Origin of the sequence: Paraburkholderia sp. BR14374, from assembly GCF_040948685.1 — a bacterium.
In the GTDB taxonomy this organism is placed as follows: domain Bacteria; phylum Pseudomonadota; class Gammaproteobacteria; order Burkholderiales; family Burkholderiaceae; genus Paraburkholderia; species Paraburkholderia youngii.
In genome coordinates this window covers 75,012-95,011 of the sequence record NZ_JBFPKF010000012.1, presented here as the reverse complement: position 1 = coordinate 95,011, position 20,000 = coordinate 75,012, and the positions used below count along the sequence as shown (strand labels likewise).

The 20,000-nt window shown below is 63.5% G+C and carries 20 protein-coding genes; 15 read left to right on the top strand and 5 right to left on the bottom strand.

Annotated elements, in window-relative coordinates; all coding sequences use genetic code 11:
* Genes AB3X86_RS24965 through AB3X86_RS24950 form a run of 4 tightly spaced genes read right to left on the bottom strand, consistent with a single transcriptional unit; the run spans position 1 to position 4,122 of the window.
* A complete protein-coding gene (locus AB3X86_RS24965; RefSeq protein WP_368598099.1) occupies positions 1 to 744 on the bottom strand; it encodes a TonB family protein in 744 nt (247 codons plus the stop codon).
* On the bottom strand, positions 737 to 1,135 hold the full coding sequence (locus AB3X86_RS24960) for an ExbD/TolR family protein (RefSeq protein WP_368598098.1): 399 nt from the start codon (positions 1,133 to 1,135) through the stop codon (positions 737 to 739). The genes AB3X86_RS24965 and AB3X86_RS24960 overlap by 8 nt, the downstream gene beginning before the upstream one ends.
* Positions 1,132 to 1,755, bottom strand: coding sequence for a MotA/TolQ/ExbB proton channel family protein (locus tag AB3X86_RS24955; protein WP_368598097.1), 624 nt, complete (start codon positions 1,753 to 1,755; stop codon positions 1,132 to 1,134). Before AB3X86_RS24955 ends, AB3X86_RS24960 begins: the two co-directional genes overlap by 4 nt.
* A 21-nt stretch (positions 1,756 to 1,776) precedes the next feature.
* Positions 1,777 to 4,122, bottom strand: coding sequence for a TonB-dependent receptor (locus AB3X86_RS24950; protein ID WP_368598096.1), 2,346 nt, complete (start codon positions 4,120 to 4,122; stop codon positions 1,777 to 1,779).
* A 423-nt stretch (positions 4,123 to 4,545) separates the two neighbouring features.
* Between AB3X86_RS24950 and AB3X86_RS24945 the strand changes: the two genes are divergently transcribed.
* The 9 genes from AB3X86_RS24945 to AB3X86_RS24905 all read left to right on the top strand — a co-directional run bounded on the left by AB3X86_RS24945 (position 4,546) and on the right by AB3X86_RS24905 (position 12,308).
* Positions 4,546 to 4,968, top strand: a complete 423-nt coding sequence (locus tag AB3X86_RS24945) for a MarR family winged helix-turn-helix transcriptional regulator (RefSeq protein ID WP_368598095.1) — start codon at positions 4,546 to 4,548, stop codon at positions 4,966 to 4,968.
* Positions 4,969 to 5,051: 83 nt separating this feature from the next.
* Positions 5,052 to 5,474, top strand: coding sequence for a MarR family winged helix-turn-helix transcriptional regulator (locus AB3X86_RS24940; RefSeq protein WP_368598094.1), 423 nt, complete (start codon positions 5,052 to 5,054; stop codon positions 5,472 to 5,474).
* A 79-nt stretch (positions 5,475 to 5,553) separates the two neighbouring features.
* Complete coding sequence (locus AB3X86_RS24935) at positions 5,554 to 6,654, top strand: HlyD family secretion protein (protein WP_368598093.1); 1,101 nt, start codon at positions 5,554 to 5,556, stop codon at positions 6,652 to 6,654.
* A gap of 7 nt (positions 6,655 to 6,661) precedes the next feature.
* Entirely contained in the window at positions 6,662 to 8,233 is a 1,572-nt protein-coding gene (locus AB3X86_RS24930; RefSeq protein WP_368598092.1) for a DHA2 family efflux MFS transporter permease subunit, read from the top strand.
* Between the two features lie 9 nt (positions 8,234 to 8,242).
* Positions 8,243 to 9,664 (top strand): efflux transporter outer membrane subunit, encoded by a 1,422-nt coding sequence (locus tag AB3X86_RS24925; RefSeq protein ID WP_368598091.1) that lies wholly within the window; start codon positions 8,243 to 8,245, stop codon positions 9,662 to 9,664.
* Between the two features lie 333 nt (positions 9,665 to 9,997).
* The gene (locus tag AB3X86_RS24920; RefSeq protein WP_368598090.1) at positions 9,998 to 10,477 is read left to right on the top strand and encodes a DUF2778 domain-containing protein; all 480 of its coding nucleotides are present in this window, start codon (positions 9,998 to 10,000) and stop codon (positions 10,475 to 10,477) included.
* On the top strand, positions 10,474 to 10,776 hold the full coding sequence (locus AB3X86_RS24915; RefSeq protein ID WP_368598089.1) for a hypothetical protein: 303 nt from the start codon (positions 10,474 to 10,476) through the stop codon (positions 10,774 to 10,776). Before AB3X86_RS24920 ends, AB3X86_RS24915 begins: the two co-directional genes overlap by 4 nt.
* Before the next feature lie 210 nt (positions 10,777 to 10,986).
* The gene (gene panE, locus AB3X86_RS24910; protein ID WP_368598088.1) at positions 10,987 to 11,922 is read left to right on the top strand and encodes a 2-dehydropantoate 2-reductase; all 936 of its coding nucleotides are present in this window, start codon (positions 10,987 to 10,989) and stop codon (positions 11,920 to 11,922) included.
* Positions 11,923 to 12,008: 86 nt separating this feature from the next.
* Positions 12,009 to 12,308, top strand: coding sequence for a hypothetical protein (locus AB3X86_RS24905; protein WP_176106626.1), 300 nt, complete (start codon positions 12,009 to 12,011; stop codon positions 12,306 to 12,308).
* 21 nt (positions 12,309 to 12,329) lie between these two features.
* On the opposite strand, the gene AB3X86_RS24900 is transcribed toward AB3X86_RS24905, so the two are convergent.
* Positions 12,330 to 12,767, bottom strand: coding sequence for a carboxymuconolactone decarboxylase family protein (locus AB3X86_RS24900; RefSeq protein WP_368598087.1), 438 nt, complete (start codon positions 12,765 to 12,767; stop codon positions 12,330 to 12,332).
* Positions 12,768 to 12,885: 118 nt separating this feature from the next.
* Here AB3X86_RS24900 and AB3X86_RS24895 point away from each other — a divergent pair, with 118 nt between their 5' ends.
* The 6 genes from AB3X86_RS24895 to AB3X86_RS24870 all read left to right on the top strand — a co-directional run bounded on the left by AB3X86_RS24895 (position 12,886) and on the right by AB3X86_RS24870 (position 19,898).
* On the top strand, positions 12,886 to 14,373 hold the full coding sequence (locus tag AB3X86_RS24895; protein ID WP_368598086.1) for a PLP-dependent aminotransferase family protein: 1,488 nt from the start codon (positions 12,886 to 12,888) through the stop codon (positions 14,371 to 14,373).
* Between the two features lie 375 nt (positions 14,374 to 14,748).
* The gene (locus AB3X86_RS24890; RefSeq protein WP_368598085.1) at positions 14,749 to 15,201 is read left to right on the top strand and encodes an HU family DNA-binding protein; all 453 of its coding nucleotides are present in this window, start codon (positions 14,749 to 14,751) and stop codon (positions 15,199 to 15,201) included.
* A 414-nt stretch (positions 15,202 to 15,615) separates the two neighbouring features.
* Positions 15,616 to 17,025: a circularly permuted type 2 ATP-grasp protein gene (locus AB3X86_RS24885; RefSeq protein WP_368598084.1), complete on the top strand. Its 1,410-nt coding sequence runs from the start codon at positions 15,616 to 15,618 to the stop codon at positions 17,023 to 17,025.
* 118 nt (positions 17,026 to 17,143) lie between these two features.
* Positions 17,144 to 18,094 (top strand): alpha-E domain-containing protein, encoded by a 951-nt coding sequence (locus AB3X86_RS24880; protein ID WP_368598083.1) that lies wholly within the window; start codon positions 17,144 to 17,146, stop codon positions 18,092 to 18,094.
* A gap of 12 nt (positions 18,095 to 18,106) precedes the next feature.
* Positions 18,107 to 18,907: a transglutaminase domain-containing protein gene (locus AB3X86_RS24875; protein ID WP_368598082.1), complete on the top strand. Its 801-nt coding sequence runs from the start codon at positions 18,107 to 18,109 to the stop codon at positions 18,905 to 18,907.
* Between the two features lie 118 nt (positions 18,908 to 19,025).
* Positions 19,026 to 19,898 carry a peptidase gene (locus AB3X86_RS24870; RefSeq protein ID WP_368598081.1) on the top strand — a complete coding sequence of 291 codons (873 nt, stop codon included), beginning with the start codon at positions 19,026 to 19,028 and terminating at the stop codon, positions 19,896 to 19,898.
* Positions 19,899 to 20,000: the final 102 nt, after the last annotated feature.

Genomic DNA, 20,000 nt, shown 5'->3' with positions numbered 1-20,000 from the left:
TCAGCTGACGTTGAAATGCACGCGGACGTCCTGCGTGCTTTCGACGGGCCGGCCGTCGCGCAGCGCGGGAAAAAAGCGCCAGCGCCGCAACGTATCGAGCAGCAGCTGATTGAGACGTGGGTTTGGCGTTGCCCGAACGAGCTCGACATCGACCGAGCCATCGGCGTGGATCGTGAAGCGGGCTGTCGCCGTTGTTTGATAGGCCTGTTCGCGCAGATCGTCGGGCAGCGACGGCAATGGTTGCGAAATGGAGCGGGCGGCAGTGTCGGAGCTTGCTGAGGCGCTCGGCGCCGCGTCGTGCTGTGCGGATGATTGCCGAGATCCCGCGGCAGCCGTTTGTTCCGGCCGCTCATCTTGCGGCGGGTGTTGCGCTGGACTTGCAACCGGTGCAGACGGCGTTGCGGCGGAGGTCGTCGTCTGCGTTCGGGGCTCGCCTGGCGCAGGCGGCATCGCGCGACGCATCGGTGTGCGCGATTGCGTCTGCAGATGCGTTGGTGCCGGTTTCGCCGGAACCGGGGTAGCAGGTTGCGGCGTGCGGGATTCTGACGCCGCGGGTTCGTCGAGCACGACGACGTGCATATCCAGCGGAGCAGGCGGCGGGACTGGCCGGGCCGGTCTGGGCAATCCGGCAGACAGTGTGACCAGCACCAGCAGCCAGATACCGAGCGCGATCAGAGTCGCGATGGCAGTACGCAGCGTCCTCGCGGCGCGTCTCTCGAACCAATCGCGGCGACCTTCAATCACGATGCACGGCGATCAGAAAGTGTTCGGCGCCCGCGCGACGCGCCGCGAGCATCGCCTGCACGACCGCGCCGTGACCCGCGTGATCGTCGGCCGCGATCACGACGTTACCGTCCGCGCGCAGCAGGCGCTTTACTTCGGGCTCGATCTGATCCGCGCGAACGACATGGCGATTGACTGAGACCTCGTCGTTGCCGCTCACCGATATCGTCAGCGGCTCGCTCGCGCTGATCGGCTGCGCGTGTCCCGAAGGCAGATTGATTCGCACCGCATCGAGACGCTGCATTGTGAGCGAGGCGAGCATGAAGGTCGCGAGCAGAAAGAACATCACGTCGATCATCGGAATGATTTCGATGCGGCCGCGCCGCGAGGCGCGCGAGCGTTTGAGTTTCATCCTCGCTCTCCGCGCGTCTCGTGCTGCAGGCGCAGTGCGCTGAGTCGCGCGTTGGCGAACAGTTCGAGCTCATCCATCAGACGCTCGAGCCGCCGTGAAAAATAGTTGAACGCGAACAGCGCGAAGACCGCGACGATCAAGCCGATCGCGGTCGCCACCAGCGACTGTGCGACCCCGCCCGTGACACCGCCCGGATCGACGAGCCCATTACCGCCGAACAGCTGGAACGATTTCATCATCCCGACGATCGTGCCGAGCAGGCCGAGCAGCGGCGCCGCCGTGACGATCGTTTCGAGCAGCCACAGACCTCGCCCCATGTCGCGCTCGATCTGCGACGCGATCGATTGCGCCGACGCCTCGCGCAGCCACAGCGGCGCATTCGTTTCTGGCTGCCATGGCGCGGCCATGCGCCGAAACGCGTGGTACGGGGCGAGGCCGTCGAGCCGGTGGTCATCGGCTGACGCGGGTTGCAGAAGACGCGCCGGTGCGCTTGCGAAGCGGGCAAACACATAGGCCCGCTCGATGATGATCGTCAACGCGAGCACGCCGAGCACGCTGAGCGGATACATGATCCATCCGCCACTACGCATCGCCGCGATAAAGCCTGTCCATTCCTGCATGATGGTTCTCCTAACGGTCGTTCAGAAGTACTTCGTCACGCCCGCATAGACGGCGAAATGCGGACCGTACTGCGGCGCGCCGACGCCGATGCCCGAACCGTCGCGCAACTGATACACGCGATTGAGTGCGTTGATTACCACCACACGTGCATCGAACTTGCCGATCATCGGCTCGTTGAAGTGCTGGATCGCGCCGAGGTTGAACTGCGCATAGACGGGCAGGCGATCGGTGTTCGCAAAGCCGCTGCGCAGACCCGAGCCGACGATGCCGTCGAACGTGAAGGTGGTTTGGTGGAAGTCGTATGCCGCGCCGAACGATGCCGTCACGCGCTGGTCGTGATCGAGAAACACCCAGTGGTTCGAGATGAATGCCAGCTCGTCCGCGCCGAAGTTGAACTGCGCGGAGTTGATGTTCTTACCTTGCGCGCGGCTATAAGCGAGGTTCAGATACGCAGAGAGGTTGTCCTGTTTGTAGTTGGCGGTGAATTCCACACCATACGTTTTGCCGTATTGATAGTTGAACGGCGTGAAGATCAGCGCGGAGCCGAACTGTCCTTCGTCGAGCAAGTCGGTCGATTTCTTGTAGTACGCGTCGAGTCCGAGTGTGACAGCAGGGCCGAGTTTCTGCGTGATACCGAGGTCGAAGTAGTGGCTGCGTTCCGGCTGTACGGGATCGTTCTGGGTTGTCGGACTCTGATTGGTCGTACCGTTGAACTTCGATATCGTCGAGCCGGACACGAGTTCGAACGGCGGTGGCGTGAAGTAGCGCGCGTAGCCGGCGTGCAGCGTAGTGGACGGCGTGAGCGTGTAGACGAGGCCAACGCGCGGACTCAACTGGCTCGCGCTCGTGTACTCGTCCATGCGGTCGTAGCGCAAGCCATAGTTCAGCGTGAGCCGATCGGTCAGCTTCCATTCGTCCTGGGCGTACAGGCTGTACAGATAGCCGGTCTTGCTGCTGCTGTCCTGGATGTTGAAGGGTACGTCAGAAAGCTGGTTGCCGTCCGCATCGGCTGGGAAAACCGACACGCTGTTGTCGAATACCGCGTGCTCCTGCTGCAAGAAGACACCCGCGCGAACCGTGTGACTGTCGTTGATTCGCCAGGTCGTGTCGACCTGTACACCATTGGCCGTGTTGCTATGAAAGTCCTCCGATGCCACGCCGTTGAACATCAGGTCGCCGATTGGATCGGGATTGAACTTCGTGCGCGTATAGCGCGTGAAGAAGGCGACCTGGTAGTCGAGCGCGCCGCCGTTGGTGCCCTGAAGCGCCAGCGCCGCGAAGTTGTTCAGCTCCGATTGCGTTTCGTTAAGTTGCGACGAATCGAACGTGGTGTGGCCGGCGAGCGCGAAGTTCGGCGTCAACCCCGGCGTGTTCGGAATCTCGAACTGGTTGCTGGTCGCGCCGAACAGCAGGCTCACGCGCGTGAGCGGGTTGATCAGATACGACAGATAGCCGAACGCATTGCCCTCGCGCGTGTGATCGTGAATCGCATTGGCGCTTGCAGTCGGATTCTCGATGCCGAGATTGTTCATGCCGAGCGAGCCGCTCAGGTAGTAGCTGAACGGCCCCTCGCTGCCGAACACGTCGGCACTCGTTCTGACGGTCTGATGGCTGCCGCCGAATACGTCGATGGAGCCGCCGTTGCCTGTGTCACCCGATTTGGTGCGGATGTCGACGATTCCAGCCGTGCGGTAGCCGTATTGCGCGGGCAGGGCGCCCGTCAGCAGGTTCATCTGATCGATGATGCGCGTGTCGAGCGACTGGCCGAAGCCGCTAATCGGTTCCGGAATAGTGATGCCGTTGATCCGGTATTGCAGGTTGGCGTGCTCGCCGCGCACATGCACCTGGCCATACGAGTCGTTGGCGACGCCGGGCGCTTGCAGCAACACCTGATTGAGCGGCGTGTTCGCGCCCGCCGGCATCGTGTCGATATCGGCCTGAGTGAAGCGGTAGATGCTGCTGCCTGTCTCGGGCAGCAAGCCGTTGCGCACGGCGTTCAGACGTCGAGCGTTGACCTGCACGTCGAGTGTGTCGCTCTTTTGCAGTTGCACGCTGACGCTCGCCGGGGCGCCGGACCGGGTCGTCGCGATGCTGCTGCCGCTCGCAAAGCCGGTAGCGGTGACGACGACCGCATACGTGCCGGGTGCCACCCCCTCGATCGAGAAATGGCCCGACGTGTCCGAGCTGGACACGTTGACGGAGGCGCCGCTCGCGTCCTGTAACTCGACTTTCGCGTGAGCGACGGGATGTCCCAGAGGATCGGAGACAGTGCCCATCAGTACGGCGTTGCCCGGAGCGCCCCATGCGCCTGAGACGACGGCACAGAACACGATCGCCGCCTGCGCGGTCGTTGTGCGTTTTTTCATTGTTGTTGCTCGCTCTATGGACGATGCGATTGATGAATCGAAAGTGTTCGGCAATAGCTCACCCACCTCGCCCCTGGCTGGCAAGGGAAGGACAGGCGAACTGGAGGTGGACGACGGGCGACGGCAAGCCCGTCGATCAATCAGGACGACGTTTCGGTGGGAACGGGAGGCAACTTGGTCATAAGCGGCTATTGAGTATGGACAGTCCGCTCATAGGTCGGACGGATTTTGTTGAGCGTCGCGGTGGGGCGCGTCTGAGACAACGACAGCGCCGGAGCACCGATCTCCAGAAATGTTATAACATAACAACTGAGGCTGGCAAGTCGCAAACTCAACGGGCGCCGTCGCGCTGCCGACAAGGCATTTGCCAGCCGCTCACAGAAAAACTTGACACCGTGCATATGCACACATAGACTTGCTTGCATGAACCGCCCTGTCTCCTACGACGAATGCAACTGCTTTGCGCTGCGCCAAGCGGCGCGGCACGTCACGCAAATCTACGAGCGCCATCTCGGCAGCGTCGGGCTGACTGCTGCGCAGTTCACGATCCTCGCAAAGCTCGCGCGCACCCCGAACCTGCCGATGGCGGAGCTCGCGGACGCGATGGTCATGGAGCGCACCACGCTGGTCCGCGCAATGAAGCCGCTGCAGCGCGACGGCCTCGTGCTGGCCGAAGCGGCGGACCACGACAGCCGCACGCTGCTGTTCAGCCTGACGGAAAAGGGCGAAACCACCTTCGATCAGGCCTCGGTCGCATGGCGCGCCGCGCAGGACGAATTCGAAAAGAAGTTCGGTCGCGCCCGCGCGAAGACGCTGCGCGCGGAGCTGTTCAGCATCACCGACTAGATCGGCACCGGAACCCGCCTCGGCGGGTTTTGTAACGCCGCTTTGTGTGCATATGCACTAACGAACAAAAGGAAGTGCAGCGAATGGAAGCGCTCCTAGACGACGACTGCTTTGCGATCCGCCAGGCTGCGCGTCACGTATCGCAGATCTATGATCGGCATCTGTCGAATGTCGGCCTGACCATCACGCAGTTTTCGCTGCTGGGGCGTCTGAAGCGCACCGGCCCGATGACGATGAAGCAGATCGCCGAAGCCATGCGCATGCAGCGCACTACGCTGGTCCGCACGATTCAGCCGCTGCGCCGCGACGGGCTCGTGTCGAGCGAGGCACTGGGCGCGGATGCGCGCACGCTGCTGATCTCGCTGACACCCGAGGGCGAACAGCGGCTAGCCTCGGCCCGCGCGTACTGGTACGCCGCGCAGGCCGAGTTCGAGCACCGCTTCGGCGTGAAGCGCGCGGCCGCGCTGCGCAGCGAGCTATTTGCCATCACCAAAGATCCGCTTTGACATAAACGCTGAAGGTAGCAGGCCGGCGCACTGCGCCGTTTTTTTTAACCTGAACAGTGCATACGCACATATCGACATCATGTCCACAACTCCCTCGACCGTCGCGCCCCCGAGCGCGGTACAACCCGCCCGAGCGGCACGGCGTATCCCGTGGATGCTGCTCGCGATTCTGTCCGTTCTCGTCGTGCTGGCGCTGGCCACGTCGCACTGGTTCTTCGTCGGCCGCTTCATCGAGACGACCGATGATGCCTACGTCGGCGGCGATGTCACGGTGATGGCGCCGAAGGTCAACGGCTTCGTCACCGACGTGCTGGTGCGCGACAACGAGTTCGTGCATGCGAACCAGGTGCTGGTGCGTCTCGACGCCCGCGATTACGACGCGCGTCTCGCGCAGGCCAACGCGGAAGTGGAAAGCGCGCAGGCCGCCGTCACCGAGCTCGAAGCAAAGAAATCGCTGCAGCTCGCGGCGATCAACGAGCAGGCCGCGGAGGTCCGCGCGTCGGGCGCCGAACTGACGCGCAGCGCGGCCGACCAGATACGCTACCGCGAGCTCGTGAAGGACGACGCGGTGTCGAACCAGGTCGTCGAGAAAGCCGATGCCGATCTGACCAAAGCGCGCGCCGCGGTCGATCGCAGCGGCGCGGCGCTGCTCGCGGCGCAACGCCAGATCGCGGTGCTCGACGCGCAGATCGGCGACGCGAAAGCGCGCATCGCGACCGCGCAGGCCGCGCAGCGCGTCGCCGCGTTGAACGTGGAATACACGACGATCCGCAGTCCGATCGACGGCTATGTCGGCAATCGGACCGCGCGCGTCGGGCTGCTCGCGAACACCGGCGTGTCGCTGCTGACCGTCGTACCCGCGAGCGGCCTGTGGATCGATGCGAACTTCAAGGAAGACCAGCTGCGCAAGATGCGCGCGGGCGACAGCGTCGAGGTCCAGCTCGACGCGTCGAATACCGCGCTGCACGGCGTGGTCGAAAGTCTTGCGCCGGCGACCGGCGCGACTTTCAGCGTATTGCCCGCGGAAAACGCGACCGGCAACTTCACGAAGATCGTGCAGCGCGTGCCGGTGCGCGTGCGCCTCGACGTGCCGAAGAACATGCAAGGCGTGTTGCGTCCCGGCCTCTCCGCGACCGTGAAAGTGCACGTCGATGCGGGCCATCCGGCCGCGCAAGGATGAACCGATCATGACCGACGTTCTCGACAACCCCGCCGACCAGCCGACCCGCACCAAGGTCTTCGCATTCGCGCTGATGTGCGTGGGCTTTTTCATGGCGACCCTCGATATCCAGATCGTCGCCTCGTCGCTGCGCGATATCGGTGGCGGGCTGTCCGCGAGTCAGGACGAACTGTCGTGGGTGCAGACCTCGTATCTGATCGCGGAGATCATCGTGATTCCGATGTCGGGGTGGCTCACGCGCGTGTTTTCGACGCGGTGGCTCTTCACGTTCTCCGCGTTCGGCTTCACGGTGACCAGCATGCTGTGCGGCCTCGCATGGGACATCAACTCGATGATCCTGTTTCGCGGTCTGCAAGGCGCGCTCGGCGCCGCAATGATCCCGACCGTGTTTACGACCGCGTTCGTACTGTTTCCCGGCAAGCAGCGTTTGATCGCTTCGACGACGATCGGCGCGCTCGCGTCGCTGGCACCGACGATCGGCCCGGTGATCGGCGGCTGGATCACGTCGCAATGGTCGTGGCACTGGCTGTTCTATCTGAACCTGGTGCCGGGCGTCGCCGTCACGCTGCTGGTGCCGAAGTACGTGCATATCGACAGGGTCGATCTGTCGCTGCTGAAGAAGGGCGACTACATCGGCATCCTGCTGATGTCGGGTTTTCTCGGCTGCCTCGAATACGTGCTCGAAGAAGGGCCGCGCAAGAACTGGTTCGGCGACGACGTGATCGTGCTGTGCGCGTGGGTCGCGGCGATCTGCGGGTTTCTGTTCCTCGTGCATGCGTTCACCGCGAAGGAACCGATCGTCGACCTGCGCGCGCTGGCGTTGCGCAACTTCGGCATCGGCAGTCTGCTGTCGTTCATCACCGGGGTCGGCATCTTCTGCACCGTGTTTCTGACGCCGGTGTTTCTTGCCCGCGTGCGCGGCTTCGATTCGTTGCAGATCGGTCTCGCGTTGCTGTCGGTCGGTTGTTTTCAGTTGCTCGCGCTTGGCGCGTACTCGACGCTCGCGCGCTTCGTCGACATGCGCTTGCTGATGGTGTTCGGCCTCGCGCTGTTCGGCATCGGCTGCTATCTGTACGTGCCGTTGACGAACCAATGGGGCTGGCAGCAGTTGCTGATCCCGCAAGCATTGCGCGGAATTGGCCAGCAGTTCTGTATTCCGCCGATCGTGACGATGGCGCTCGGCGCGCTGCCGCCGTCGCGGCTGCGCTCCGCGAGCGGGCTGTTCAATCTGATGCGTAATCTCGGCGGCGCGATCGGCATCGCGGTCAGCAGCACGATGTTGAACGACCGTCTGAATCTTCATTACGAACGGCTCGACGAACATCTGAACGCGGGCCGTCCGGTGGTCGAATCGATCTTGCAGAAGCAGGCCGAGTATCTGTCGGCAGTCGGCGGCAACGTATTGAATGCCGCGAATGCGGGGCTGGCCGAATTGCACGAGGCATTGATGCGCGAAGCGCTGGTGCTCGCGTTCTCCGACGCCTTTCTGGCGGTTGCGCTGTGCTTCGTGGTCGCCTTGCTGAGCGTGCTGTTCTCACGCCCGTTCGGCAACACCGCGCCCCCGCCCGATGCCCACTAGGAGTCCAACATGAAACGGATGGTGATGAAGTTAGTGGCGGGCGCGGCATTTTTGACGCTCGCGGCCTGCGCGGTGCAACCGGCCACGCACGCGGATTTGCCGCATGCGGTGCAGACGCTGGCTCCGGCCGCCTGGAGCGTCGACGCACCGCAAGACAGCGTGAACACCGATGCCTGGTGGGCGCAATTCGGCGACCCGGTCATGCATCAGCTGATCGAATCGGTGTTGACCGGCAACCTCGACGTGCAGGCCGCGGCCGAGCGTGTGAAGCAATCGCAGGACTTGGTGACGCAGAATCGCGCGGCGCTGCTGCCGGAGCTGAATGCGAACGCGGGCGCATCGACCGAGCGGCAGAATACGCCGCCGCCGCTCGGCTATGTGCGCCAGGCCGGCTTCGGCCTCGCCGCGAGCTGGACGCCTGACGTGTTCGGCGGCGAACGGCTCGCGGTGCTCGCGTCGCAGGCGCAGGTGTCGGGTAGCGTTGCGGCGCTGAACCAGGTGCGGCTCGCGCTCGCGGCGAACACGGCGGCTGCGTACATCGATCTGCGCTGGGCGCAGGCTCAATTGCAGATCCTCGACGACAACGAGCAGATTCGCAGCCGCGCGCTGAAGCTCACGCAGGCGCGTCTGCATTACGGACTGTCGACTCAGCTCGACGTCGCCCGCGCGCAAAATCAGTTGCAGGACTTGCAGGCACAGATTCCGCGCATGCAATCGACGGTCCAGCATCAGCTGAGCCTGATCGCCGTGTATTCGGGGCGTACGCCGGAAAGTCTCGATACGCTGCTGCTTTCCAGCGCGCGCGAGATTCCGGTGCCTGCGCAAAGCGCGCCGCAGGAATTGCCGTCCGACGCGTTGCTGCATCGGCCCGACGTGCGCACCGCTTATGCGCTCGTCGAACAGCGTGCGGCGGAAGTGGGAGTATCGAAAGCCCAGCGCTATCCGCAGTTCAAGATCAACCTGACGAATGGGCTGCTCGCATCGTCGTACCTCGGCTTGCCGACGCTGACCGACAATCTGTTCAGCGCCGCGTTGAATGCAACGAGCCCGATCTTCAACGCTGGGCGAATCACCGCGAACATCGACGCGAGCGAGAGCCGCATGCGCGAATCGCAGCTCGGCTTGCAACAGACGATGCTGCAGGCGCTGAAGGAAGTCGAGGACAATCGCAGCGATCTCGTCAGCGGCGCGGCGCAGGTGCAGCGCCTGGCCGGTGCGCTCGATGCATCGAGTCATGCGCTGCGTCTGTCTACCGAGTTGTACAAGGGCGGCGCGTCGAGCTTCCTCGATGTGCTCGACGCGCAGCAAGCGTATCTGCGCGACTCCGAGTCGCTGAACCAGGCCCGGCGCGAGCACGCGCTTTCGGCGATCGCGCTGTACCGGTCGCTGGGGGGCGGGTGGCAGCAGGGCGAAACGGTGGCGGCGCAGTGAAGGCGGCGGGACGCGTGACGCTGACGCATCCGCGCGTCAAGTAGGGGATTCACGTGAAAGACTTCTGATGTGACTAGAGCGGTGCATGGTGCATGCATTCGTGTACTCGTTCGAGCGACGCTTGAATGTGACGGATCGTCAAATGTGAGAAGCAAGCGGCCGAGGTCATGTATTCGGCCGGCAAGCGATGGTAAAAGGGTAGTCCTACTCACGATTCAAGGAATCCACAATCATGAAGATAGCCCTGCATCTTTGGTTCAAGTGCGATCGCGGCGCAGACAGTAGTGATTTGATTTATGTGCGCGGACATCAGTGCTGAAGGGGAGAAGAACAATGCCTGTTTTCTGTACTTTCACGCTCAATAAGCGCGAGATGTCGAGTTTCGATTGTCCTGGATTTGGTAAGGTCGAAGCGTATTCCGGTCGCGGCGTGGGGCGCGATAATCCTGATGCTGCTTCGATGCCCATGGTCGGCGCTATCCCGCGTGGGACTTACTATCTCGTAGATCGCCAATCGGGTGGCCGATTGGGTTGGTTACGCGATCTGAACAACGGGCACTTTGGCAGTACGGACCGAAGGAAATGGTTCATGCTCTGGAATGCTCAAGGCGGCGACAGCACCCTGATTCATGGTGTCCGTCGCGGTAACTTCCGCCTGCACCCTGAGGGCCCGTTGCGCGAAAGCGATGGTTGCATCACCGTACAGAGCGGCGATGACTTCGAGCGGCTACAGCGCTACATCCGCTCACGAAAACCTGATTTGACCATTCCAGGCAGCAACATGAAAGCGTACGGGCGGGTGGAAGTCCGATGAAGCGCATTGCAATCTTTGCTTGGTGTATTGCCGGGTTTGCGTTGTCCTGCTTGGGAGGATTGCATATGACCCGCTTCCTGTTGGCGCATTTCGTCTTCGACATACCGATCTGGCTGTCAATCGCCATTCGACAGGCGCTACTCTGGCTGGACCCCGATTACAGCCCTGACGCGTTGGACGTCGAGGACACATGTACGTTGCTCATGTTCCTCGCATCAACCCTGGTCATTGCGACCGTCATCGCCATTGGCAGCCTCATCGCTTGGCGGCGTTATCGCAAAGCGTCCGTTCCGTCGTAAAACTTGTTGGATTCGCGCGGCGCGCCGGTCTGTTCGGGCTGCTGCGCGCACGCCATGCAACGGGCACCGTGGACCCACGGGCAACGCTCCCCGGAACCGATTCCCAATCTTTGCTACATTCTGCACAAGAAGCACACACGCGGCACTATCGGGATGCGTCCACCAGCGACGCGCATGATCGGCAAACCGAAATCTTTCAAGAGGCTCACGATGCGAATTCTGGTAGTAGGGGCGGGCGCGGTAGGCGGTTATTTCGGCGGACGTCTGGCGGCGGCGGGGCAGGACGTGACCTTCCTCGTCCGCGCCGGTCGCGCGGAAAAGCTGCGGCGCGACGGCCTTGTCATCAACAGCCCACGGGGCAATCTCCAGTTGCGCGACGTGAAGACGATACTGGCCGGTGTCGCCAGCGAGCCGTTCGACCTCGTGCTGCTGAGCTGCAAAGCCTACAGTCTCGATGACGCAATCGATTCGTTCACGCCATTCGTCGGCGAAGACACGCTGATCCTGCCGATGCTCAACGGCATGCGCCATATCGAGGTGCTGAGCGCGCGCTTCGGCAAGGAGCGCGTGCTCGGCGGCCAGTGCGTGATCGCCGCGACGCTCAATGCGGAGCAGCACATCATGCATCTGAACGACATGCAGGCGATTACGTTCGGCGAACTCGTGGGCGGCACGTCGGAGCGCACCCAGGCAATCGCCGATGCGATGTCGGGCGCCAAATTCGAGGTCGCGGTCAGCGACAATATCCTGCTGCGCATGTGGGAGAAATGGGTGTTCCTCGCCACCTTAGCCGGAAGCACCTGCTTGATGCGCGGCTCGGTCGGCGATATTCTGGCTGCGCCCGACGGCAAGCGCGTGATCGAGAAGCTGCTCGGCGAATGCCGCGCGGTAGCCGAACACAACGGCTTCATGATGGACGCGGACTTCGACGCGCGCGCCGTCCAGGTGCTGCTGGCGCCGTCGCCGTTGACCGCGTCGATGTTGCGCGACGTCGAAAACCGCTCGCACACCGAGGCGGATCATATTCTCGGCGACCTGATCACGCGCGGCGGCGACGCGCAAAAGGGCGATCACGGCCTGTCGCTGCTGCGCATCGCCTATAGTCATCTGAAGACGTACGAAGCGCGCCAGACCCGCACTTCCTGACGGCTCGCCGCGGTCGGCGCGAACGCGGATCGGGCGAACGGCGCCGCGCTCGAGCGCCGCCGCAACCTGACGATCGGAGGTCAAGCATGCCGACTCCCACTGGCTCGGTGCCCGCGCTCAGCGCCGCTTCCGCGACCGTGTTCTCGATCGGCATCGTGTTTCTCGGCTACTGGGGCATGTATGAGCCGACCGCCTGGCATAAGGCCGACATCGTGGTCTTCGTGCTCGCGCTGGCCGGCTTCGCATGCCTCGGGCTCGTGCCTTGGATGGCGACGAGTCCCGTCGAGCCGGAGAACAGCGACTCGCGCGTGCGCATCGCGCGGCATCTGTTTCTCACGGGCGTGACCGCGATCTGGCTCGCGGTGGCGGTTTCCGTGATCTTCTGAGGCCCCGCGAAGGCGCGCCGCTTACTCGGGCATCTTCCTGAACGACACCGCAATCCGATTCCAGCCGTTGATCGCAACGATCAGCAGCGTCAGGTCGCTGATTTCCTGCTCGCTGAAATGCGGCTTCACTGCTTCCCATACCGTATCCGGTACGCGCGTTTGCGCGACCAGCGTCACCGCCTCGGTCCATTCGAGCGCCGCGCGTTCGCGCGTCGTGAAAAACGGCGCTTCGCGCCACGCGGCCACCGTCGCCAGACGCCGTTCGGTTTCGCCATGCTTGCGCGCGTCGCTCACGTGCATGTCGAGGCAGAACGCGCAGCCGTTCAATTGCGACGCGCGAATCCGCACGAGTTCGGCGAGCGTCTTGTCGATCGTGCTCTTGCCGATCGTTTCCTCGAGCGCGAGCATCGCGCGCGTGCCGCTCGGGCTGGCCTTGTAAAAGTCGAGACGTGCTTGCATCAGAGAGTCCTCGTGAACGTGCGAGGGGCGTCCAAATGGGCGTCCGTGGAGGTAAGCTTACGTTCGCCACTGGTCGTTCGAAATAACCATTTCGCCGTTATTTGAGGTAACCACCCGAATGGACATTCACATCGCGGTCGAAGGCCATCACGATCTGTCCGGACAGATTTATCGGCAGTTGCGCGCGGGCATTCTCGAAGGGCGTCTCGCCGGCGGCACGCGTCTGCCGTCCACGCGCGATCTCGCGACGCAGCTCGGTGTATCGCGCAAGACTACGCTCGATGTTTTCGAGCGGCTGCTGTCCGAAGGCTATCTGAGCGCCCGCGCCGGTTCGGGCACCTTCGTCGCCGACGGGCTCGAACGGCTGCCCGCCGAGCGCTCCGCGCAGGCGCGCGCGGCGGCTCGTTCGCGCGAGCGCGACGCCGCGCAAGCGAACGCCGCCGCACGCGCGCAGCCGCTGTGGCAGCAGTTGCCCGACAGTCTGCCGTTGCCGCGGCCGTCGGTGCCGTCGCCGCTCGACTTCATCGGCGGAGCGACCGACAAGACGCTGTTTCCCTTCGACGTCTGGCGCCGCTGCGTGAATCACGCGCTACGCAGCCAGGCGCGCAGCCCCGGCACCTATCGCGAGGCCGCCGGTGAGCAGCAGCTGCGGCTCGCAATTTCGCGCTACCTCGCCTTCAACCGCGCGGTGTCGAGCAACTGGGACGACGTGATCGTCACGCAGGGCGCGCAGCACGCGCTCGATCTGATCGCGCGCATCACGCTGCGGCCCGGCGAAATCGCGGCCATCGAAGACCCCGGCTACCCGCCCGCGCATGCCTGCTTCACGGTGACGGGCGCGCGCGTGGTGCCGGTTCCGGTCGATAGCGAAGGCCTGATCGTCGGCAAGCTGCCGGACAAGGCACGACTGGTCTACGTGACGCCTTCGCATCAGTTTCCGCTCGGCATGCCGATGAGCCTCGAGCGTCGCGTCGAACTGCTCGAATGGGCGCAAAAACGCGGCGCGGTCATCATCGAGGACGACTACGACTGCGAGTACCGTTTCGAAGGCCGGCCGATGGAGCCGCTGAAGAGCCTCGATCGCGCCGGTCTCGTCGCCTATGTCGGCACGTTTTCGAAGACGATCTTTCCCGAGCTGCGCATCGGCTACCTGGTGCCGCCGGCGTCGTTGCTCGGCCCGCTGCTGAAGGCGCGGCAGATCGCTGATTGTCACGGCTGCACGCTGACGCAAACGGCGCTCGCGGCGTTCATGCTCAATGGCGACTTCGCGCGCCATCTGCGGCGCATGCACAAGGCTTATGCGGCGCGCCGCGCGATGCTGCTCGAGCATCTGCAAGGCGACCTCGCGCGCTGGTTCGAACCGATCGTGCCGACTGCCGGCATCCATCTGGCGGCGCGGCTGAAGGGGCCGTTGGCGTCGCTCGGCGAAGAGGCGCTCGTCACCGCCGCGCGTGAAGCGTCGATCGGCCTCTATGGACTCGCGCCATTTCACCATCGCGTGACACCGCAGCCTGGGCTGATGTTCGGCTATGGCAGCATCGCGGCCGAGCATATCGACACGGCGCTGACGAAGCTCGCCGGCATCCTGCCGCGCATCGCTCGCTGAACCGGAACTCGGCGCAAGCGCGGCGTAGGCATCGTCGAAGCGTCGGGGTTGCGTTGCTTGACGTGTCAAACGAAGAAAATGCCCTGATTCAAGGGACGAAAACACCAGCTCGCCTCGCCGCGACCACCTCGAAACCGCCGCAGAAACGAACTGTAACGAGCGTTACTCATGCCTGTTAAAGACCTTGCCGCGCACGTTTTAGCCGCTAAAACAGGTACTAAAACGTGTTGGACCGTTGGCGCCACGCAAAAAACTTCATCGCAATACATAAAAGAGTCGCGCAAATCGCTTTAGCGCTTGTAGAATCCGGCGTTGAAGCGTGCACATACCGTGTGCGCTTCGAGCAATTCACTGACCACAACAGGTAGGAGAAACATGCCGACTTCCGCAAAAAAGGTGGCCAAGAAGGCTGCTGCCCCGGTACCGAGCAAGAAGGTTGCTGCAAAGAAAGTCCCTGCGAAGAAAGCCGTCGCAGCCAAGAAGGTCGCCGTGAAGGCGTCTGGCGCACCGACGCCGATCAAGGACACCTTCACGAAGGCCTCGTTGGCAGCTCACATCGCTGAGCGTGCTGCAGTGGAACCGAAGACCGCCAAGGCTGTGCTGGCCGCGCTCGAAGACACGATCCTCGGCACGGTGCATAAGAAAGGCGCTGGCGAATTCACGCTGTCGGGTCTGCTGAAGATCGTCGTGCAGGCTGTGCCGGCGAAGAAGAAGCGCTTCGGCAAGGACCCGTTCACGGGTGAAGAGCGCTGGTTCCCGGCCAAGCCGGCAAGCGTGCGCATCAAGGCACGCGCGCTGAAGAAGCTGAAGGACGCAGCGGCTGCCTAAGCGCGTTGTTCTCACGCTCGGGCGTCGGCATGGCGCGGTTGGGTTTAATCATGCCTGACGTTTGAGTGCGTGAAGAAGCGCCTGCATGCAGGTGATCGAAGTCCCCGTGGATGAGAATCCGCGGGGACTTTTTTTATGCGCTCGCTTCGTAGCGCTCATTGCATCCATTGGCGAAACGGCGGGTGCGGCTCTCTCATAGTGTGCTCCCTGATGGCGCGCGCGCACCTGACTGGCGCATCATGATCCACGACAGTACGATCAACGCAATTCGACGCCCTGCGGATGCGCCGCTACCGTGCACGTCAACGCGCATCATCACGACATATTCAATGGCATAACGCTTGCTTGATCGAAGGTCGAATACCGAATGCGCAGCGCATTCGCCTTCTATTTGACAACAAGACTGGGGCTGACATGCGATGCTATGACGAGATGCGCTATCACGACGATGGCGTACGGCCGCATTACGCGCGCTTCGAGCGATGGTTGGACAGCCAGGGCAACGAAGCGATCGCACGCAAGCGCGCGGAAGCGGACCTGCTGTTCAGGCGCGTCGGCATCACGTTCGCGGTGAACGGCGACCTGTCCGGCACCGAGCGGCTGATCCCCTTCGATCTGATTCCGCGCATCATCCCGCGGGGCGAATGGCAGACGCTCGAAGCGGGTTTGCGACAGCGCGTGCAGGCTCTCAATCTGTTTATCCACGACGTCTATCACGATCGCAAAATCGTGCGCGCGGGCATCGTGCCGGCCGAGCAGGTCTATACCAACGCGCAGTATCGTCCGGAGATGCAGGGCGTCGACGTGCCGCTCGGTGTTTACGCGCATATCGCGGGCGTCGACGTGGTGCGCGCCGGCGACGAAGGCGAGTTCTACGTGCTCGAAGACAATCTGCGTGTGCCGTCGGGCGTGTCGTACATGCTCGAAAACCGCAAGATGATGATGCGGCTCTTCCCCGAGCTGTTCGTGCAGAACCGCATCGCCCCAGTCGCGCATTACCCCGATCTGCTGCTCGATACGCTGCGCTCGGTCGCGCCGGAAGGCGTCGACGATCCGGTCGTCGTCGTGCTGACGCCGGGCATGTACAACTCCGCGTACTTCGAGCATACGTTCCTCGCGCAGCAGATGGGCGTCGAGCTCGTCGAAGGCAAGGATCTGTTCGTCGACGACAACTACGTGTTCATGCGCACCACCCAGGGACCGAAGCGCGTCGACGTGATCTACCGGCGCGTCGACGACGACTTTCTCGATCCTCTCGCGTTTCGCCCCGACTCCGCGCTTGGCGTGCCGGGTCTGCTGACCGCGTATCGCGCCGGCCGTGTCGCGCTCGCGAATGCGATGGGCACCGGCATCGCCGACGACAAATCGATCTACCCATACGTGCCCGACATGATCCAGTTCTATCTCGGCGAACAGCCGATTCTGAACAACGTGCCGACCTATCAGTGCCGCAAGCCCGAGGATCTCGCCTATACGCTCGCGCATCTGCCGGAGCTGGTGGTCAAGGAAGTGCACGGCGCGGGCGGCTACGGGATGCTGGTCGGCCCAGCCTCGACGAAGGCCGAGGTCGAGGCCTTCCGCGAGCGGCTGATCGCGCGTCCGGCCGGCTATATCGCACAGCCCACTCTTGCGCTGTCCGCGTGTCCGACCTTCGTCGAAACAGGCATCGCGCCGCGCCATATCGATCTGCGGCCGTTCGTGCTGTCGGGCAAGACCACCACGATGGTGGCCGGCGGCCTCACGCGCGTCGCGCTGCAGCAGGGCTCGCTCGTCGTCAATTCATCGCAGGGAGGCGGGACCAAGGATACCTGGATGGTCGACTGATGCGCCGCAAGCGGCACGCAATGCGCGATGCGCCGCCGTCGCTCAACGGATAACCAGCGCGGACTTTCGTCGCTGACGAAGGCCTCGCGCGCTCAGATCACAGACATGGAACGCCGTCATGCTTAGCCGAACCGCCGATCACCTCTTCTGGATGGCCCGCTATATGGAGCGCGCGGAGAATACCGCGCGCATGCTCGACATCAACCTGAAGGCGCAACTGCTGCCGCAGACGCCCGAACAGGAGGCTCGCGCGCAGCGCTCAGTGCTGCGCATTTCCGAGCTCGAAAGCGCCTTCGCGCAGCGTTACGACGAACCGACGCGCGAGCACATGCTCGACTTCATGGTCGCCGACGCGAGCAATCCGTCGAGCATTCATTCGTGCCTGCAGGCCGCGCGCGAAAACGCCCGCGCGGTGCGCGGCACGCTGACGACCGAGTGGTGGGAAACCATCAACGACACGTGGCTCGAATTCAACGAGCGGCTCGCGAGCGGGCAGGCCGCGAGCAATCCGGGCTCGTTGTTCGAGTGGGTCAAATTCCGCTCGCATCTGTCGCGCGGCGTGACGATCGGCACTGCGTTGCAGGACGACGCGTTCTTTTTCACGCAGCTCGGCACGTATCTGGAGCGCGCCGACAACACCGCGCGGATTCTCGATGTGCGTTTCGCGAACGTCGAGCCGAACTCGCGCGACGCCGCGCGCCAGCTCGAGGACTTCTATTACTGGACCTCGATCCTGAGTTCGGTGTCCGCGCTCGAGATCTATCGCAAGGTGTATCGCGACGTCGTGACGCCCGCGCGCGTCGTCGAGCTGATGATCCTCAATCAGCAGATGCCGCGCTCGCTGCTCGCCTCGCTCGACGGCGTGTGCAGCAATCTCGCGATGCTGCGCACGTCGGGCTCGAACCAGTGCGAGCGCTTCGCCGGCAAGCTGCGCGCCGAGCTGCTGTATGCCGACATCCGGCAGATTTTCGAGAGCGGTTTGCATGGCTATCTGACGCAGTTCCTCGCTCGCGTGTTCGAGCTGGGCAATCTGGTGGCGCGTACTTATCTGATGCTGCCAGTGGCCTGACGGAGTTTTCTCATGTACCTGACGATCCGCCACGACACCTCTTACCGCTACGAAGCGACGGTTCATTATTCGATCCAGCAGTTGCGCCTGACGCCCTCGAGCGGCGCCGGGCAGACCGTGCGGCGCTGGAGCATCGACGCGCCGGGCAAGCTCGACGCCACACTCGACGCCTACGGCAACGTGCTGCATACGCTCGTCATCAACAAGCCGCACGATGAGATTCATCTGCGCGTGTCGGGCGAGGTGGATACGATGCCGCTCGTCGACGGCGTGCTGCGCGATCCGCCCGGTCCGGTTCCGCTCGAGCATTTCACCTGCGCGACGCGTCTGACCGAAGCCGATGGCGCGATCCGCGAACTGGCGGAATCGGTGGCGAATCTGGCGAGTCCCGCAAGCCTGATTGCGCTTGCCGAGCAGATCGTGCACCGGGTGCAATACCGGCCCGGCGTGACCGAGGTCACGAGCACGGCCGCCGAGGCGCTCGCGCTCGGCAACGGCGTGTGCCAGGACCATGCGCATCTGATGCTCGCGTGCTGCCGCGCGCGCGGCGTGCCGGCGCGCTACGTCAGCGGTTATATCGAACCCGGCGACGTGCCGCATGGCGCGAGTCATGCATGGGTCGACGTTTGGCTCGAAGACAAGGGCTGGATTTCGCTCGACGTCACGCATGCCGGGTTTGCCAGCGAGATCTATTGCCGGCTCGCGGTCGCGCGCGACTATGAGGCGGCGGCACCGGTGCGCGGCCGACGCATCGGCGGCCTCGAAGAGGAGCTTAACGTGGCGGTGGCGGTCAGCGCGCAGATGTCGCAGTAGCCGCGTCGCAACGCTAAAGGCTGCGAAAAAGGCCATAAAAAAGGCCGTAAACACCGATAAAAGGCGCCAGTGCGCCGCATTACAATAGCCCGGTTCCCTCGCGTTCTGCGGATTCGTTATGACTTACTGCGTAGCGATGGCCGTCAACGACGGCCTCGTTTTCCTATCCGATACGCGTACCAATGCGGGCGTGGATCACATCAGTACCGCGCGCAAGATGTCGGTGTTCGAGCAGCCCGGCGAACGCGTGCTGGTGCTGCTCGGCGCCGGCAATCTGTCGATCACGCAGGCGGTGCTGCACGAGCTGTCCGAGCCCGCCGATGCCAGCGAGCCGACGCTGTGGAGCGTGCCGACGATGGCCGACGCCGCGCGCGTGGTCGGCAGCGCGGTGCGCCGCGTGCACGAGCGCGAAGCCGCGGCGCTGCAGAAGTTCGGCGTCGACTTCAATTGCAGCTTCATTCTCGGCGGCCAGATCGCGGGCAACCGCATGCGGCTTTTCATGATCTACGCGGCGGGCAATTTCATCGAGGCGTCGGCGGTGAATCCGTACTTTCAGATCGGCGAGGCGAAGTATGGCAAGCCGATCATCGACCGTGTGCTGACGCCGTCCACACCGCTCGACGAGGCCGCGAAGTGCGCGCTGATCTCGATGGACTCGACGCTGCGCTCGAACCTGTCGGTGGGCTTGCCGCTCGATCTGCTGGTGTACGAGAAGGATGCGCTGCGCGTCACGCGATTCGTGTCGATCGATCGCGACAACGCGTACTTCGACATGATTCACCGCACGTGGGGCGAGCGTTTGCGCCAGGTGTTCGCCGAGATTCCCGATCCGGACTGGCAGCAGTCGCTGGATGCGCCATCGCCGCATCCGGAGCGGGCGCTGGTGCTACATCGCGCGCCGGTCGGCGCGGATGGCGTCGAGCATGAGCAGGACGTGTCGCCCGCGCAAATTCTCGCGCAGGCCGACAAGGGCAAGGCGCAGCGGCGCTAGCTGCGTCGGATTCGCAGCGCGTGTCGCGCTCGTCGAATCACACCAAAACCTCGGGACGAAAAAAACCAGCCATCGGCATCGCCTGTGGCTGGTTTTTTGGCT